The following is a 13,376-nucleotide window of genomic DNA, read 5'->3' as shown; positions in this document are numbered from 1 at the left end:
CCTGGCCTGAGCGGGAGGCTTCTGGCCCCGGCAGAGCCCGAGTGGTCGACATCAGCGTCCGGCTCGGCCGCCCGTGTCGAGGCCATCGAGGAGTGTGAGTTCTTCCTCCGTCAGTTGCAGGGTTCCTGCCGCCAGGTTGTCGACGAGGTGGTCCGGGCGGCCCGTTCCGGGGATGGCCAGGACATGTCCGCCTTGCCGCAGTGTCCATGCCAGACGTACCTGTGACGGCGACACCCCGTGGGCACGAGCGACGGTGAGGATCTGCTCGTGCTCTGCCTGGACGGCTCCTGACTCCCGTCCCTCGCCGGCGATGGAGAAGAACGGCACGAACGCAATGCCGTGTGTGGCGCACGCTCGGAGCAGCGCCTCGCCGCCACGTGCGTCGATGCCGTAGCGGTTCTGCACGCACACCACGGGGGCGATCGCCCGGGCTTCGGCCAGGTGATCGGGGCGGGCATTGGAGATACCGAGGTGGCGGACGAGCCCGGCGTCGCGCAGCTCGGAAAGGGCCCCGAAGTGCTCGCTGATCGAGGCCTGGCCCATGATGCGCAGGTTGACCACGTCGAGGTGGTCACGGCCGAGCTGACGCAGGTTCTCCTCGACCTGGCCGCGCAGTTGGTCAGGGCGCGCCGGGGTGGTCCACTCGCCCGACGCATCGCGCGTGGGGCCGACCTTGGTGGCGATGACCAGGTCGTCCGGGTACGGTGCCAGCGCCGAGTTGATCAACTCGTTGGCGGAGCGCAGCGCCGAGAAGTAGAACGCCGCGGTGTCGATGTGGTTGACGCCGAGCTCAACGGCGCGGCGCAGCACGCCGATCACCTGGCTGCGATCACGCGGGGTGCCCTCGTGGAAGGCAGCGCTGCCGGTGAGGCGCATGGCGCCGAGTCCGATCCGGTTGACCGTCAGGTCCCCGAGCCGCCAGGTGCCCGCAGCTCCCGCAGAGACCTCGTCCGATGCCATCTGTCCCACCAGCTCCTTTCGAACAGCCCTCGCCCCTGAGAGGTTTGAGACGAGGTAGGCGCCGAGTATGCGCGGACGAGAGCCGTGCCGAGAAGCCATCTGGTGGCGGGGGAATGTCACACCGTGATCGGGAATCTGCACACGGCACGCGCCGTTATGGATAGTGGTGCTCGCCTCTCGTGGAATCCCGTACGAGCGGAACGGATGAGGAGAGTGTGGTGGCGGCCGCGTGAACTCCGGTGCGGGCGTGCGGCTGGGGGAGTCGGCGGCAAAGGAGGCGCTGGCACTGGCCCGTGTCGGAACGAGCCTGGCCTTTCAGGACGCGATCTGGCTGCTGCTGGTCGCCCATTGATACGGTCCGATCATGTCGCGCTTGGTGGAAGTCCCTGGGTACATACGCTTCTGGACCGCCTCCGCCATATCGGCCTTCGGTTCTCAGATCACGGGACTCGCCCTACAGATCCTCACCGCCGTGACGCTGAGCGCATCTGCCACAGAGGTGGGTTTCGTCAACGCCGCGCGCTGGCTTCCCTATCTGCTCTTCGGACTTGTCGCCGGGGTCCTGGTGGACCGCTGCCGGCGTAGACCCATGCTGGTCGCCATGGACCTCGCGCGGGCAGTGCTCCTCGCCGCGATCCCCCTGCTGTACGCAGTGGGCCAGCTCAGCATCGCCACACTGTGCGCGTTCACCTTCGCGTTCGGGGTGCTGAGCCTGCTGTTCGAGGCGGCCAATCAATCGTACGTACCGCGGCTGGTGCCGAAGGAACTACTCAACGCGGGGTACGCCCGTACCGAGCAGGCAAGCGCGGTGGCCGGCTCGGCCGGACCGCTGATCGCCGGGGTGCTGATCAAATTCGTGGGTGCGCCCTTCGCCGTGCTGGTCGACGCCCTCACCTATCTCGTCTCCGGCGCGCTGATCGCCTCGCTCCGGGCTGATGACCCCGTCCCCGACCGAGGCACGCGGCGAAGCATCGGCAGCGAGCTGCGCGAGGGTGTGGCCTGGGTCTACCGGCACCGGACCCTGGCGCCCATGGCCCTGACCTCGCACGCGATGCTCCTGTTCAACACCATGGTGACCACGGTGTTCGTGGTCTTCGCGCTGCGCGAGCTGAGGATCGGCGACTTCGGTCTGGCGGTCACCTACGCATGCGGGGCGGTGGGCGGGGTGATCGGTGGTGCGCTCTCAGGGCTCGTGATCAGAAGGCTCGATGTCGGCGCCACCCTGATCACCTTCCGCCTGCTCGCCGCCTTCGGCTGGCTGCCCATGCTCCTTGCCGAGCGGGGGCCATGGGCGCTGCCCACTGTGTCATTGGCCTTCTTCATCGTCTTCCTGGCCATCACCATCGAAAGCCCGGTGGAGCTGAGCTATCGGCAATCAGTGACGCCCGACCGACTGGCCGGGCGGATGAACGCCACGATCCGCTCGTTCAACTGGGGGATGGTGGCGGTGGGGGCACCTCTCGGCGGAGTACTCGCCGACCAGGTCAGCTATCGCTTCGCCCTGTGGATCGGACTGTCCGGGGCAGTCGTCCAGGCCCTTGTGCTCGCCTTCTCCCGCACCCGGGAAGCCCGCACCGCAGACGCGCTCGAACCCACGGTTGCAGCCTGACGTATCACGACCCATCCGCTCCGTTCGGGTGGGGTCGCCCTGGGCCTGTGGAGCGCGCTGGAGTGGGCTGGAGTGAGCCGCCGCCAACTGAGAAATGTTCGCCGACTTCGAGCCCGGAGGTCCCGCATAGGCGAATTCAAAGTTCCCACCTCGGCATGTAGTTGCTACTCTGGCAAGTAGATGCCGGGGTAGACAAGTGGATGCCCCGGCGACGACATGGGGGGTGTGCCATGCACGAACAGGTCGATGCAGCCGCGGCATTGAAGGGGATTGCGCGGATCGAGGCGACCGCGCGGGTGCGAAGCCGCTGGTACGTCGGCTACCTGTGGCTGTTCGCCGTCTGGCAGCTGGTCCTGGTTCCCGCCGTGCTGCTGTGGCACGGGCGGACGGGGGCACTGGTCAGCGGACTGGCGAATGCCCTGGTGCTCTTGGGGCTGTCTCTGTTCGCCATGCGACAGCCTGTGGTTCCGCACGGCTACGGCGGCCGGAATCTCAGGGTGATCGGCGCCTGGGCGGTTGCCTACGTCTTGGCCCTCGTGCTCGGCCTCGCCTTCTTCGTGGACAGCGTCGCCTTCGCGGCCATGGCTGCCCTCGTATGCGCTTTGCCGGGCGCCGCAGCGGCCTGGCGGGAAGCGCGCGCCGTATGACGCCACAAACCGCGGCGGGCGCAGGACAGGGCCCTCACCCGCGACACGCACTCGCACCCCTTCTTGCCTCGGCTGTGCGTCTGTCGATCGTTGCGGCTCTCGCTCCCGTGGAGAAGGCAGAGTTCGCCTACGTGCGGGATCTCGTGGAGATCACCGACTCCGCCCTGTCGAAACAGGTCTCGCGCCTGGAAGAAGCGGGCTGGATGACGGTCGAGAAGGGGCAGGTCGGACGACGGCCGCGGACCTGGCTGCGTCTGACCGAGGACGGCGTGGCTGCTTATCGGCGCCACCTCGCCGCGCTCACGGCAATCGCGGGCCCACTGCAATGAGATGGGCGGGGCGAACGGCTGATCACGGGTGTGGCCAGCCGTTCGTTCGAGCCTTGACGGGCTGTCCCGCCGCTCGGCGATAAGCCACCTCGCCGGCATCTCCTCGCTGTGGCCGGGATCACCGCCGCCCGGCACGACCACTTCCTGACCCATCTGCGCTCCGCCGGTCTCGGCGCCCTTGCGGACCTCGGCTTTCGCGGCCTGCACAACGACGTACGCGATCCCGTGGTCGGTGCGGTGGGGGCGCCCTGGGGCCGTAGGTCGGGCACGCAGCCAGGTGCGCCGTGCTCCGCAGCAGCCGCCGCGCTACTCCGCCACTTCCTTGGGCGGACTCATCCAGATCGTGCCGTCGCAGATGTCCATCCGCGAACGCCGGCCCGACTCGTCCCGGGCCGTTATCGACCGGCCCGCGCGGTCGCGCGGCGCGGCGACCGTGGCCTCCACGTTGCTGACGATGCACTGGGCGGAGGGCGCGCCGTGTTCGGAGTCCTTGTAGCGCAGGGCCGTCGTCACCGTGCCACCACTGCGCAAGTCGATCGGCGTCGCCATGCCCTGGCCCTTGCCGTCCGCCTCCGGGCCCTTGCCGACGTGGACCTCGAAGACCGGGTAGCCGCCGAAGACACAGGGACGCGCGGCCTTGTTGACGACGGACAACCGGGCGTCACGTTGTGTGGTGTGCGGCCGCTTCTTGAGGACGGTGAGCTTCCACTTCAGGTTCTTCGTGGTGCAGTCGGCGTGCAGCGTCGCCATGCGCGGTGAACCGCAGCCGACCAGGCCCAGGCTTCCGGCGATGGTCAGCACGAGAGCGGCCGTTGTCGTCGCGAGAAGTGAACGCCGCCGCATGGCTCCCCCATGGTGTGACAGATATGGCACACGATAAGGAGGAGATTTCGGCGCTCCAGGTTGCCTCTCTTGCGCGAATTCCCGTGCCAGCGAGGAGACTTCACCGGAACCCAGCCTCGGAAGGTAGCGAACGCCGGCCACCGCAGAAGGCAGCGCCGCCGGCCCGGCCTCCCCTCCCCGTCCTGACGAGCACTTCGTTGCGATCTCGGGCGGCAACGCCGCGGGGATGCTCCGCACGGCGCGGCCCTCCGGCGAACAGCGCCGGCACGTCGCAGGTCACACGTCGCACGTCGCAGTGAATCAGGTGATCTTGCCGTTGGGCGGGGGCGTTGTACACGCCATGGCGAACTCCGGCTTGTCCTCCCCTTCGCGTACGGGTTGCACCAGCCCCGTCCGCTGGAAGCCATGCCGGGCGTAGAGACGCTCTGCGTGGTCGTTTCCCTGTGTCACCCACAGCTGCACCTGGAGAACGTCGCGGTCGCCGGCCCACCGCAACGCTTCGCGCACCAGGAGATCACCCACTCCGCGTCCTCTCGTGGCGGGGTGGACCCACATGGATACGATCTGGGCGATTTCGGGACCGGTTGGGACGATGCCGATCAGTCCGCATGCCTCGTCGCCGTCCTCGGCGACGAACTGATTGCGCTTCGCGAGGCGCTCGCGCCACTCGTCCTCGGTGAACGCCCGTTCCTTGCACTGTGTGGAGCCGAATGTGTCGGGGGAGTCCGCCAGGGCTGCCAGGCGCACGGCGCGGTAGAGGACCCATTCCTCGGCTTCCAGGGGGCGTACGGAGATCGTCGTCATGGGCGAGACCCTGACTTCCACCGGCGCCAGGAGCAAGGGGATTTCGTGCTTCCACCTCATGGGATGCAGCCGCGGACCGCCCTGCGGCGGAGCCGGGTCGGCCCCGGGGAGTACGTGGCCCTCACCCATGCGGCGGGGCGGGACGGGCCTCGTGGCGGACGTGCGGGGGTGCGGGTCCCGGTCATGATCGCGGTGTTCCCCCCCCCAACTGCCGCCTCCCGGACCGGAGCCCCGATGCACAAGACCCTCCGTACCGCCGCCCTCCTCATACTGGCCTTCACGACGACCGCCACGGCTGGGGTTGCGGAGGCCTCGACGCCGGTCGCGCACGCCAACCGCACGCCGATGTCCTCGGTGCAGGGATCGGGGCGCATGGACTACCCCGTCGCCACGGAGGATGTCCGGCTGACCGTCGACGCCCACGCCGCCTACGCGGCCGGCCCCTACCTCCCCACGAAGTCCTGGGGGACATTCCGCCTCTCCCACCAGTACGGCACCGGACAGCACGCCAAGATCCTCTGGGGTGACTTCAAGGTCGACTGCCTCCGCACCGGCGGCCCCACCGCCGTGGTGACCGGCACCCTCGTCCGCACCAGCCCCGGCCACCCCTGGCTCACGGAACTGCCCAAGCACGCCCGCATGGGCGTGAGCTTCTACGTAGCCCCGAGGGGCGGCGGTCCCAGCCGCATCGGGCTGGCGGCGCCATCCAGGAAGGGACAGTCGATGTTGACGAAGTGCATGGCGTCGGCCACCGACTCACCCGTGATCGCCGGTGGCTACCGGCTGCGGGACAGAACAGCAGCCCGCAGGGAGGCATGGACACCGAGTGGCCGGACCAGCCGGGCTCAGGCCCTGAGCAGGCAGCGGCCGACGCCGGCGTGGGAACCTGTCCCGTCCGACGGTGAGCGTCGTGCTCACGGTGCAAGGCTCTGAAACCCTTGGGTCGGTGCTCCGGACAGCCGCATCACATACCGAGCACGCGACCGAACCCCAGGGCAGCGGCAGCCAGGGGCACTGCGACGAGCGTGGTACGGATGCGCATGAATCCCCCTCAAAGCCGAGACGGTGATCAGCCCCTGTCCTTCCCCGCACCGTCCGGCCGATATGACGCACACTCAAAGGTCACTCCACTGCATTGCCGTCCTGCGAGCCCGCACGGCCGTCCTACGAGTCCCCACGGCTTCCTGAGCCCGCACGCGCGGCTCTCCTATCGCTCAAGCCGTGAGAAGTCGGTTGTTCGGTCACCGGCAGCTTCTGGCACCGCATGGTGGTCACCGAGCGTGCGCCGTCACGCTGCGTCCTTGTTGGCCTTGAGCTTGTGCCACACGGTGCTGAGCGCCGCGAGATCGGCTTCGTCGAGGAGGTCGGTGAAGACCGGGGCCAGGCAGGAGCGGCGGGTGGCGTCGGCCTCCTCGAAGAGCCGATGGCCTTCCGTCGTGAGTGCCACCTCGACGGAACGTGCATCGCGCGCCGACGGGGTGCGGGTGACCAGCCCGCGGCGCTGAAGGGCGTCGACGACCCGGGACACCTGGCTGCGGCTGAGCATGGTGCTGTTGCCCAGCACGGACGCGGGGACCGGGTCGGGGCTGGAGGCCAGCCAGAGCATCACCTCGAACCAGGAGACCGGCAGGTCGTGTGCCTTGGTCAGGGCGCGGTCGACACGCTCGGTGAGCACGGTTCCGGCCCGGACCAGCCCGTAGAACGCGTGGTCCGCCACGGGCATCTCGGACTGGGTGAGCTTTCTCTTCGCCATGCGGTCAGCCTACCTGGTTGCGTGTGCACGCACACAATCTCTCTAGTGTGTGTACGCGCACTTAATTTGCTCCGTTAGTCCGCAGTACGGGGCCGAAAGGTCTGTCATGTCTTCCTCTTCCCAGGCTTCCCAGACGCACCAGGCGTCTCAGGTCTCCCGGTCTGCCGATGAGTCTTCCAAGGTCGTTCTGATCACCGGTGCGTCCTCCGGTATCGGCCTCGCGGCCGCCGTCGCCGCGGGACGGGCCTGGCGCCCGTGGCGGCCCGGCTGGGGGTGAGCGTGTCCGTCATCGAACCCGGAGCCGTGGCGACCGAGTTCGTCAACAACATCGGGGTCGATCCGGAGGCCGAGGTCGCCGCCGGTCCATACGTGGATGCTCTGCGGGCCTACCTGGACCGCACCGTCGCGCAGTTCTCGTCGGGCAGCGCGCAGTCGTGACAGCCTTCAGTGCCCCGCGAACCGGTCCACCAGGACTTCGAGTCGTCGCGGTCCGGCTTGCCGGGGAATTCGGCCCGAGCGGGTGAGCGTGACCAGGCCGTGCAGGGCCGACCGGAAAACCTCGACGAACAGGGTCGGTTGGGCGTCCCCTGCGATGTCGCCGAGCGTGTCGAGCAGCGCCTCGAAGGCCTCGCGCAGCGGAGCCGGTGTCGCCTCGTCGGCGAAGGGAAGGCCCGCATCGAGGAGGAACACCGCGTCGTAGAGCGCGGGGTTGTGCTCGGCGAAGTCGACGTACGCCCCCCCGCGAGCGAGGCCGCCGCGGCCCGCCCCGCCGGCCGGTCCGCCACCGCGCGCCGGATGGTCGCCGTCAGCTCGGCGAAACCCTCCAGGGCCACGGCACCGACGATCTCCCGCTTACCGCGGAAGTGGCTGTAGAGCACGGGCTGGCTGTACTCGACGCGCTCGGCCAGCCGGCGCGTGGTCACGGCGTCCCAGCCCTGGGACTCTGCGAGTTCGCGGGCCGTCGTGACGATCAACTGGTGGCGGTGGGCCCGCTCACGCTCCTTGCGTTCCTGTAGCGAGATAACTCGACCCTAGCGCCGCTAGACATTCGAGCGTTGTTTTCGCTAGCATCGCATCACAATCTAGCGGCGCTAGAAAATGTGCCGGGAGCCTCGGGAGGGGACATGCACAACGCACTCGCCATCGTCACGGTCGTGGTCGTCGGCCTGCTGGTGGGCGTGGAGTTCGCGGTGGCGGCCTTCGTCAACCCGATCATCGACGGACTGCCGAACAACGGCGGTCTCGTGGCCCGCACTGAAGGAGCCCGGATCCTCGGCAAGGTGATGCCGTTCTGGTACATCGGCTCGGTCGTACTGGGTGCGATCTGGGCGGTGCGGGCATGGGGCGATGCGGGGGCCGGACTCGTCGTCACGGCCACCGCCCTGCTCGTCCTGAGCGTGCTGATGTCGATCGCCCTGCTCGTCCCGATCAACTCCCGCGTGGCCCAGTGGACCCAGGACAGCGTCCCGGCGGACTGGAAGCAGCAGCTCGGTCGTTGGGATCGGTTCCACTATGTGCGCGTCAGCGTCATCATCACGGCATTCGTCCTGATGGTCGTCGCCATAGCGTGACGCCCCGGCGTCTGTGGACCGTGAGGCTTGCCGATCTCGGCGAGCCTCACGGTCGTATGCAGCGCCGCACAGCCCCTCTTGACGGGGCGCATCGCCGTCGTTTTTCGGCACTGCTGGGGGTGGCCTGGAGACGGGCCGGCGTTGTGCATTCGGCAAGATCGACGGAGGGTGCGGGCGGCCGGACGTCAGACGGAGAAGCCGGCCGGCCCGCCGCCGAGGGGGCGGGGGAGGTGTGGGTGCGAGGGCGCGACGCCCGGGCCGGGTCGATCCGGCGTCCGGCGCTCGTCTCTTTGGTCGAGGCGCGACGCTCCGCATAGGTTGACCCGGTGACGGTGGCGGTGACGGGTGGACTGAAGGAACGGTGGAGGAGCCGGCCGCTCTGGGCGCGATGGCTGCTCGTGGTGTACGGCCTCGGCTTCTGCGAGGGGGCCTGCGCCCACCTGCTGGATCTCTTCCGGGGCGGGATCCATGTGTATGCGTCGTTCGCGCCGGTGCCCCTACAGGTGTTCTTCATCGGCTTGGTGCTGCTCGATCCCCTGGTCGTCGTGTTGGTTTGGCTCGTACGGCCGGAGGGAATCCGCCTGGCGAGCGCTGTGATGCTGTTGGACGTCACCGCGAACTGGTTCGTCAACTGGCCGCAGTTGCAGGAGAATCCGGCATGGCTGCTACGCCCGGTCGGACTTCTGCCCATCACGATCTTTGGCCTGTTCGTCATGGCCTCGTCGATCCCCTTGTTCCGGGCGGCGAAGGGGCCAAGGGGCGACGCGCATACGACACGATGCACGGCCGGTTGAGCGAGACGCCGCACGGCGGGTTGAGCGGGACATGGCACGGTCCGTGTTGCGACGCTGCGCCGGGCAGCAGTTCCTCCCGTGGTCGAGCGGCACGCCGACGTTCTCATCGGGCAGCGTGAACGATGTGGCGCGCTGGACCAGGGGGCGCCGGGGAGCGGTCTCCAACCGCCTTCGCCGTCGCTGCGGTCGGATGGGTTTGCGGACACCGCACAGACGAGAATCCGGATTCCAGGTAGCCTGAATCCGGATTCTCATGTAGATACCGGCACCGGCAACAGGGGGCGGCATGTGGTCGGGAAGGCATGACAGTTATTTAGAGCAAACTGCACAAGCGATCGCGGACGAGATTCAGAGAAGACGCTCCAGGCAGCGCGCCAAGGCCGTCAAGTACAGCCGAGAGCTGGTGGAACAGAGCCACAAGATCGCCCATGAAACCGAGGCCACCGAACTGGAACGCCTCGCGGCCCTCGGGCAGATCCCGCCGGCCGTCTACAAGGCCCGCATGGTTGCCCTGGAGGGCATCTGAATTGTCCAACTCAATTGTCCAACCTGCGGCCATAGATGAGGTCGACGGGCGTCACCTCTCGGAGATGTGCACGGTGTCGCCCGGCCGCGCGTAGGTGAGCAGCTCACCGAACTCCGGACGCTCCAGCGGGTGGAGGCGGCTGGAGGTGCCGGCGTCCTCTTCGAACGTCACCGGGTCCTCGATCCCGGCCTCGGCGAGGACGAGGTTCTGACGGTTGGTCGACTGCTGGTCGGTCGACACCCGCTTGTAGACCAGGTTGGCCATGCTGCTCCCCGTTGTAGTGGTCGCATTCGACCCTGGCTGTCAGCAAACCCTGTCATCAGCCGCCATCGGATCTGATGGGATCCGAGCCGCCAACAGGCCCGAAAAGTCCGGGTTCATTGGACGTCCGCCGCGCCTGTCGTCATTCGATCGTTTGACGACAGGGCGGCCGGTCAGGAGAACCCGGCGGGTGACCACCTACAAGGAGACCAGCACTGGTACACGTCGGAAACGTGCCGTTCGGCCTTGAAGGCGTGGCTGGGAGGTTCTGAACCTATGCCGGCTCGGGTCGTTCCGGGTTCGGGACGAAGGCGGGTAGCGCGGCGAGGCTGTGGCGCACGGCCTCGCTCCCGTACTCGAACATCTGCCGCTCGTAGCTGTCGACCGCGGAGAGAAGATCTTGACGGCCCCCGGCGACCTCAATGAGGCAGCGGCCCAGCAGGTCGGCATCGCGCAGGGCGGTGTTCGCACCGTTGCCGCCGGTCGGAGAGGTGGCGTGGATAGCGTCACCGAGCAGCGTGACCGGACCGGGCGCCCAGCGCTCACCTGGCTCGACCACCCGGATGGACAGCAGGGTGCTGTTGTCCGGGTCGGCCTGCTCGATGAGCGCCTGCAGGTCCGGGTGCCAGCCGTTCATCCTGGACAGCGCGGCCTCCTGTGCCGTCAAGGTGCCGAGAGAGCCGTTCGGCGGGAGGACCATGGCCCAGCGCACGTAGTCATGGACGTCAGGGAGCGTTACTTCGGGTGCCAATTTCTCCGCCGCTTCCTTTGGCGGAACGGGGAACCGCATCGCCCCGAGCAGCAGACTCACTCCGCCCCCGACGATCTTCCCGCCGTAGGCGCGGGACAGGCCGGCGAACTGCTCCGTCAGCGGCGTGCGGCCGATGACGAACCGAACGCCGGTGTCAGTCGGGGTGGTCTGCGGCGTCAGCACCTGGCGAACCGCGGAGCCGACCCCGTCCGCCCCGACGAGCAGATCGGCGGTTGCCGGATCGCGTTGCGCGAACCGGGCTTCGACCCTGCCGTTGTCCAACACGTCGTAACCGGTCAGCGCGGCCCCGGTGTGCACAGTGAGTCCGGTCAGCAGCAGGTGCCGGAGTACGTGCCGGTCAACCACGATCCCGCTCCTGGCGGGGCCGAGTTCGCCGATCTTGTTCAGCTGGGCGTCCAGGGCCAGTCGCTCAACGTAGGCGTCACTGACGACCGCGTCCAGCAGCGGGTGCCAACGCTGTGGCAGACAGCTACGCAGCGCCTCGAATCCGACCGGATCCAGTACGAGCCGGTACCCCTGAAATCGTGCGGTGATCGCTGGGTCCCGCTCGTACACGTCGACCTCGATCCCGGCGCCACGCAGGGCCTGTGCCAAACACAGACCCCCCAGGCCGGCCCCGGCAATGGAAACTCGCATCACACACCTCCTGAACAGACTGTCCGAACCCTGCTCAGGGCCTGAGCAGGGGGTGCGCGAACCACGCAGATACGAACTTAGTTCTGCTGCACGATCTAAGTTCTACTGAGAGAACTTAGATCGTGTCAACGCTATAGTGATCGGCATGCCCTCCGATCCCCGGCAACGCCGAGCAGCTCGTCACGCCCAGCCCGCTGGGGAGCCCTCAGCGGCGTCACCACGCAAGAAGCCCATCACGGTCGACCGGATCACCGACGCCGCCCTGCAAGTCGTGGCCACCGAGGGCTACGAAGCACTGACCATCCGTCGAGTCGCCGCGGTACTCGGCACCGGGCCGTCGTCGCTGTACGCGCACATCGTCAGCAAAGAGGACATCGACGATCTGCTCGTCGGCCGGCTCTGCTCCGAGGTCGTGCTGCCCGAACCGGACCCGGCCAAGTGGCGCAAGCAGATCCTCGACGTGTACGCGCAGATCCGCGACCAGTACCTGAAGTACCCCGGAGTCTCCCGTGCCGCGCTGGGTGTAGTCCCGACCAACCTCTCCGCGTTGCGGGTCAAGGAAGGGCTTTTGGCGATCCTGCTCGCCGGCGGAATCGAACCGCAGAGCGCCGCCTGGGTGCTCGATGCTCTGTCCCTCTACGTCAGCGCCTACGCCTTGGAGCAGTCGCTAGTCCAGCAGCGGCGCAGACACCCGGACCAGGAATGGGTCCTTGGCCGCGAGGAGCTGATCCGCCGGTTCACCGCGCTGCCGGCCGACACGTTTCCGCAGACCCGACGCTATGCCGCTGAGCTGACCTCCGGCACCGGACACGACCGGTTCGAGTTCACCCTCGGACTGATAGTGGACAACCTCACCCAGCCCCAGCCGACACCGGCCTCCGACACCGCCGGATGAACGCCGCAGCCCGAGGCGGGTCTGTACCGGTGTGACTCCGGATCACGGAAGTAGCACCTGATGAGTGACGTGATTGCCTCGGTTGAGGCGGTTGAGGCGGTTGAGGCGGTTGAAGAGGTCCGGCCGGTCGGACTGGCGGCGGATCTGTTGGAGCGCCCGCGCTACCGAAAGTCGCTGCTGCCGTCGCGGCTGGCTTGGGCCACCAGGGCAGATGGTCCAGGCCAGCCGTGACGGCGTCCTTCGGTGCTCAGGCCGCTGTGCCGAAGCCGGAGGCGGCCGGTTCCTGGTCGCGTAGCTGGGTGAAGTCGACGTCGAGCTTGGGGTCGTACGCCTCGGGCTGGACGGCGAGTTCGTGGGTGCTGTATTCGCCGAACCGTTTGATGTGCTCGGTCAGGTACGGGGAGACCTGGGCCAGGTCCTCCGGGTCGATCTCCCATCCCTCCTCCAGGAGTTGGCGGACGATCTCGGCGATGACCAGGGCGTTGTGGAAGATCACAGCGTTCGTGACCAAGGCATTGAATTTCATCGCTTTCTCCTGCTCGACGGGGTCGTTGTCGGCGATGACGCCCTGGTTGCCGAAGCCGACCCACTGGGAGAACCCATTGAAGGACTCGACCTTGTTCGTCGCCGACGTCACCCGTCGGCGAAGTGGGGCGTCCGTCAGGTACCGCAGTAGTTGCACGGTGCGGATGACGCGTCCGACCTCGCGGAATACGGTGTAGGTGGCGTTCTTGTGCGACCCCGACCGCAGCCGCTTGAGCAGTGTCGCCGAGGAGATGACGCCCTCGCGGACGGAGACGGCCACCCGCATCAGGTGCCGGAACTGCCGTCGCCCCACGCCTGCGAGATGTTCAGGCGGGCGTGCGCGTTGACCAGGTCGACGATGGCCTCGTTCAGCAGCACCAGGGAGAAGTGCCGGTCCGCCACGTAGGCCAGCTCGTGCCCGCTCACGCCGGGGATGTGGCGGGCGGCCTCG

General features: G+C 67.9%; 20 protein-coding genes and 1 pseudogene. 12 read left to right on the top strand and 9 right to left on the bottom strand.

The window, feature by feature from the left end; translation table 11 throughout:
- Positions 1 to 51: 51 nt before the first annotated feature.
- Positions 52 to 960 (bottom strand): oxidoreductase, encoded by a 909-nt coding sequence (locus AB0C96_RS39195; protein WP_362924590.1) that lies wholly within the window; start codon positions 958 to 960, stop codon positions 52 to 54.
- A 229-nt stretch (positions 961 to 1,189) separates the two neighbouring features.
- On the opposite strand from AB0C96_RS39195, the gene AB0C96_RS39190 reads away from it, so the two are divergent.
- The 4 genes from AB0C96_RS39190 (at position 1,190) to AB0C96_RS39175 (ending at position 3,545) form a co-directional block, all read left to right on the top strand.
- On the top strand, positions 1,190 to 1,312 hold the full coding sequence (locus tag AB0C96_RS39190; protein ID WP_362924589.1) for a hypothetical protein: 123 nt from the start codon (positions 1,190 to 1,192) through the stop codon (positions 1,310 to 1,312).
- A gap of 12 nt (positions 1,313 to 1,324) precedes the next feature.
- Positions 1,325 to 2,569, top strand: coding sequence for an MFS transporter (locus AB0C96_RS39185; RefSeq protein ID WP_362924587.1), 1,245 nt, complete (start codon positions 1,325 to 1,327; stop codon positions 2,567 to 2,569).
- A gap of 230 nt (positions 2,570 to 2,799) precedes the next feature.
- Entirely contained in the window at positions 2,800 to 3,216 is a 417-nt protein-coding gene (locus AB0C96_RS39180) for a hypothetical protein (RefSeq protein WP_362924585.1), read from the top strand.
- 74 nt (positions 3,217 to 3,290) lie between these two features.
- Positions 3,291 to 3,545, top strand: coding sequence for a transcriptional regulator (locus AB0C96_RS39175; protein WP_362924584.1), 255 nt, complete (start codon positions 3,291 to 3,293; stop codon positions 3,543 to 3,545).
- A gap of 306 nt (positions 3,546 to 3,851) precedes the next feature.
- On the opposite strand, the gene AB0C96_RS39170 is transcribed toward AB0C96_RS39175, so the two are convergent.
- Together AB0C96_RS39170 and AB0C96_RS39165 are read right to left on the bottom strand one after the other, a co-directional pair.
- Positions 3,852 to 4,346, bottom strand: coding sequence for a DUF4232 domain-containing protein (locus tag AB0C96_RS39170; protein WP_362924582.1), 495 nt, complete (start codon positions 4,344 to 4,346; stop codon positions 3,852 to 3,854).
- Between the two features lie 342 nt (positions 4,347 to 4,688).
- Positions 4,689 to 5,192 (bottom strand): GNAT family N-acetyltransferase, encoded by a 504-nt coding sequence (locus AB0C96_RS39165; protein ID WP_362924580.1) that lies wholly within the window; start codon positions 5,190 to 5,192, stop codon positions 4,689 to 4,691.
- Positions 5,193 to 5,426: 234 nt separating this feature from the next.
- Here AB0C96_RS39165 and AB0C96_RS39160 point away from each other — a divergent pair, with 234 nt between their 5' ends.
- Positions 5,427 to 6,125 carry a hypothetical protein gene (locus AB0C96_RS39160; protein WP_362924579.1) on the top strand — a complete coding sequence of 233 codons (699 nt, stop codon included), beginning with the start codon at positions 5,427 to 5,429 and terminating at the stop codon, positions 6,123 to 6,125.
- Positions 6,126 to 6,480: 355 nt separating this feature from the next.
- Here AB0C96_RS39160 and AB0C96_RS39155 read toward each other — a convergent pair whose 3' ends face one another.
- Positions 6,481 to 6,945: a MarR family transcriptional regulator gene (locus AB0C96_RS39155; protein WP_362924577.1), complete on the bottom strand. Its 465-nt coding sequence runs from the start codon at positions 6,943 to 6,945 to the stop codon at positions 6,481 to 6,483.
- A gap of 106 nt (positions 6,946 to 7,051) precedes the next feature.
- On the opposite strand from AB0C96_RS39155, the gene AB0C96_RS39150 reads away from it, so the two are divergent.
- A complete protein-coding gene (locus AB0C96_RS39150) occupies positions 7,052 to 7,222 on the top strand; it encodes a hypothetical protein (protein WP_362924576.1) in 171 nt (56 codons plus the stop codon).
- A 2-nt stretch (positions 7,223 to 7,224) separates the two neighbouring features.
- Positions 7,225 to 7,383, top strand: coding sequence for a hypothetical protein (locus AB0C96_RS39145; protein ID WP_362924574.1), 159 nt, complete (start codon positions 7,225 to 7,227; stop codon positions 7,381 to 7,383).
- Between the two features lie 6 nt (positions 7,384 to 7,389).
- Here AB0C96_RS39145 and AB0C96_RS39140 read toward each other — a convergent pair.
- Positions 7,390 to 7,967: pseudogene (locus AB0C96_RS39140) on the bottom strand (TetR/AcrR family transcriptional regulator).
- Positions 7,968 to 8,069: 102 nt separating this feature from the next.
- Between AB0C96_RS39140 and AB0C96_RS39135 the strand changes: the two are divergent.
- The 3 genes from AB0C96_RS39135 to AB0C96_RS39125 all read left to right on the top strand — a co-directional run bounded on the left by AB0C96_RS39135 (position 8,070) and on the right by AB0C96_RS39125 (position 9,836).
- Positions 8,070 to 8,516 (top strand): DUF1772 domain-containing protein, encoded by a 447-nt coding sequence (locus tag AB0C96_RS39135; protein WP_362924573.1) that lies wholly within the window; start codon positions 8,070 to 8,072, stop codon positions 8,514 to 8,516.
- 326 nt (positions 8,517 to 8,842) lie between these two features.
- Positions 8,843 to 9,310, top strand: coding sequence for a hypothetical protein (locus AB0C96_RS39130; RefSeq protein WP_362924571.1), 468 nt, complete (start codon positions 8,843 to 8,845; stop codon positions 9,308 to 9,310).
- Between the two features lie 403 nt (positions 9,311 to 9,713).
- Positions 9,714 to 9,836: a hypothetical protein gene (locus AB0C96_RS39125; RefSeq protein ID WP_362924570.1), complete on the top strand. Its 123-nt coding sequence runs from the start codon at positions 9,714 to 9,716 to the stop codon at positions 9,834 to 9,836.
- Positions 9,837 to 9,887: 51 nt separating this feature from the next.
- Here AB0C96_RS39125 and AB0C96_RS39120 read toward each other — a convergent pair whose 3' ends face one another.
- Together AB0C96_RS39120 and AB0C96_RS39115 are read right to left on the bottom strand one after the other, a co-directional pair.
- Positions 9,888 to 10,100: a recombinase family protein gene (locus tag AB0C96_RS39120; protein ID WP_362924568.1), complete on the bottom strand. Its 213-nt coding sequence runs from the start codon at positions 10,098 to 10,100 to the stop codon at positions 9,888 to 9,890.
- 271 nt (positions 10,101 to 10,371) lie between these two features.
- A complete protein-coding gene (locus AB0C96_RS39115; RefSeq protein ID WP_362924566.1) occupies positions 10,372 to 11,505 on the bottom strand; it encodes an NAD(P)/FAD-dependent oxidoreductase in 1,134 nt (377 codons plus the stop codon).
- 145 nt (positions 11,506 to 11,650) lie between these two features.
- Here AB0C96_RS39115 and AB0C96_RS39110 point away from each other — a divergent pair, with 145 nt between their 5' ends.
- On the top strand, positions 11,651 to 12,400 hold the full coding sequence (locus AB0C96_RS39110) for a TetR/AcrR family transcriptional regulator (protein ID WP_362924565.1): 750 nt from the start codon (positions 11,651 to 11,653) through the stop codon (positions 12,398 to 12,400).
- 60 nt (positions 12,401 to 12,460) lie between these two features.
- On the top strand, positions 12,461 to 12,631 hold the full coding sequence (locus AB0C96_RS39105; protein WP_362924563.1) for a hypothetical protein: 171 nt from the start codon (positions 12,461 to 12,463) through the stop codon (positions 12,629 to 12,631).
- A gap of 16 nt (positions 12,632 to 12,647) precedes the next feature.
- Here the strand turns inward: AB0C96_RS39105 and AB0C96_RS39100 are convergent, their stop codons facing one another.
- On the bottom strand, positions 12,648 to 13,238 hold the full coding sequence (locus AB0C96_RS39100) for a Tn3 family transposase (RefSeq protein WP_362924561.1): 591 nt from the start codon (positions 13,236 to 13,238) through the stop codon (positions 12,648 to 12,650).
- Positions 13,211 to 13,327 carry a hypothetical protein gene (locus tag AB0C96_RS39095; RefSeq protein WP_362924620.1) on the bottom strand — a complete coding sequence of 39 codons (117 nt, stop codon included), beginning with the start codon at positions 13,325 to 13,327 and terminating at the stop codon, positions 13,211 to 13,213. Before AB0C96_RS39095 ends, AB0C96_RS39100 begins: the two co-directional genes overlap by 28 nt.
- Positions 13,328 to 13,376: the final 49 nt, after the last annotated feature.

It is taken from the genome of Streptomyces sp. NPDC048506 (assembly GCF_040651315.1).
Lineage (GTDB): Bacteria > Actinomycetota > Actinomycetes > Streptomycetales > Streptomycetaceae > Streptomyces.
The sequence above is the reverse complement of the archived record's forward strand: the minus strand, read 5'-3'. Positions and strand labels throughout refer to the sequence as shown.

Coding starts and splice junctions, on each gene's coding strand:
- AB0C96_RS39195 (WP_362924590.1), bottom strand. CDS start 960: ATGGCATCGGACGAGGTCTCTGCGGGAGCTGCGGGCACCTGGCGGCTC.
- AB0C96_RS39185 (WP_362924587.1), top strand. CDS start 1,325: ATGTCGCGCTTGGTGGAAGTCCCTGGGTACATACGCTTCTGGACCGCC.
- AB0C96_RS39180 (WP_362924585.1), top strand. CDS start 2,800: ATGCACGAACAGGTCGATGCAGCCGCGGCATTGAAGGGGATTGCGCGG.
- AB0C96_RS39165 (WP_362924580.1), bottom strand. CDS start 5,192: ATGACGACGATCTCCGTACGCCCCCTGGAAGCCGAGGAATGGGTCCTC.
- AB0C96_RS39160 (WP_362924579.1), top strand. CDS start 5,427: ATGCACAAGACCCTCCGTACCGCCGCCCTCCTCATACTGGCCTTCACG.
- AB0C96_RS39155 (WP_362924577.1), bottom strand. CDS start 6,945: ATGGCGAAGAGAAAGCTCACCCAGTCCGAGATGCCCGTGGCGGACCAC.
- AB0C96_RS39150 (WP_362924576.1), top strand. CDS start 7,052: ATGTCTTCCTCTTCCCAGGCTTCCCAGACGCACCAGGCGTCTCAGGTC.
- AB0C96_RS39135 (WP_362924573.1), top strand. CDS start 8,070: ATGCACAACGCACTCGCCATCGTCACGGTCGTGGTCGTCGGCCTGCTG.
- AB0C96_RS39120 (WP_362924568.1), bottom strand. CDS start 10,100: ATGGCCAACCTGGTCTACAAGCGGGTGTCGACCGACCAGCAGTCGACC.
- AB0C96_RS39115 (WP_362924566.1), bottom strand. CDS start 11,505: ATGCGAGTTTCCATTGCCGGGGCCGGCCTGGGGGGTCTGTGTTTGGCA.
- AB0C96_RS39110 (WP_362924565.1), top strand. CDS start 11,651: ATGCCCTCCGATCCCCGGCAACGCCGAGCAGCTCGTCACGCCCAGCCC.
- AB0C96_RS39105 (WP_362924563.1), top strand. CDS start 12,461: ATGAGTGACGTGATTGCCTCGGTTGAGGCGGTTGAGGCGGTTGAGGCG.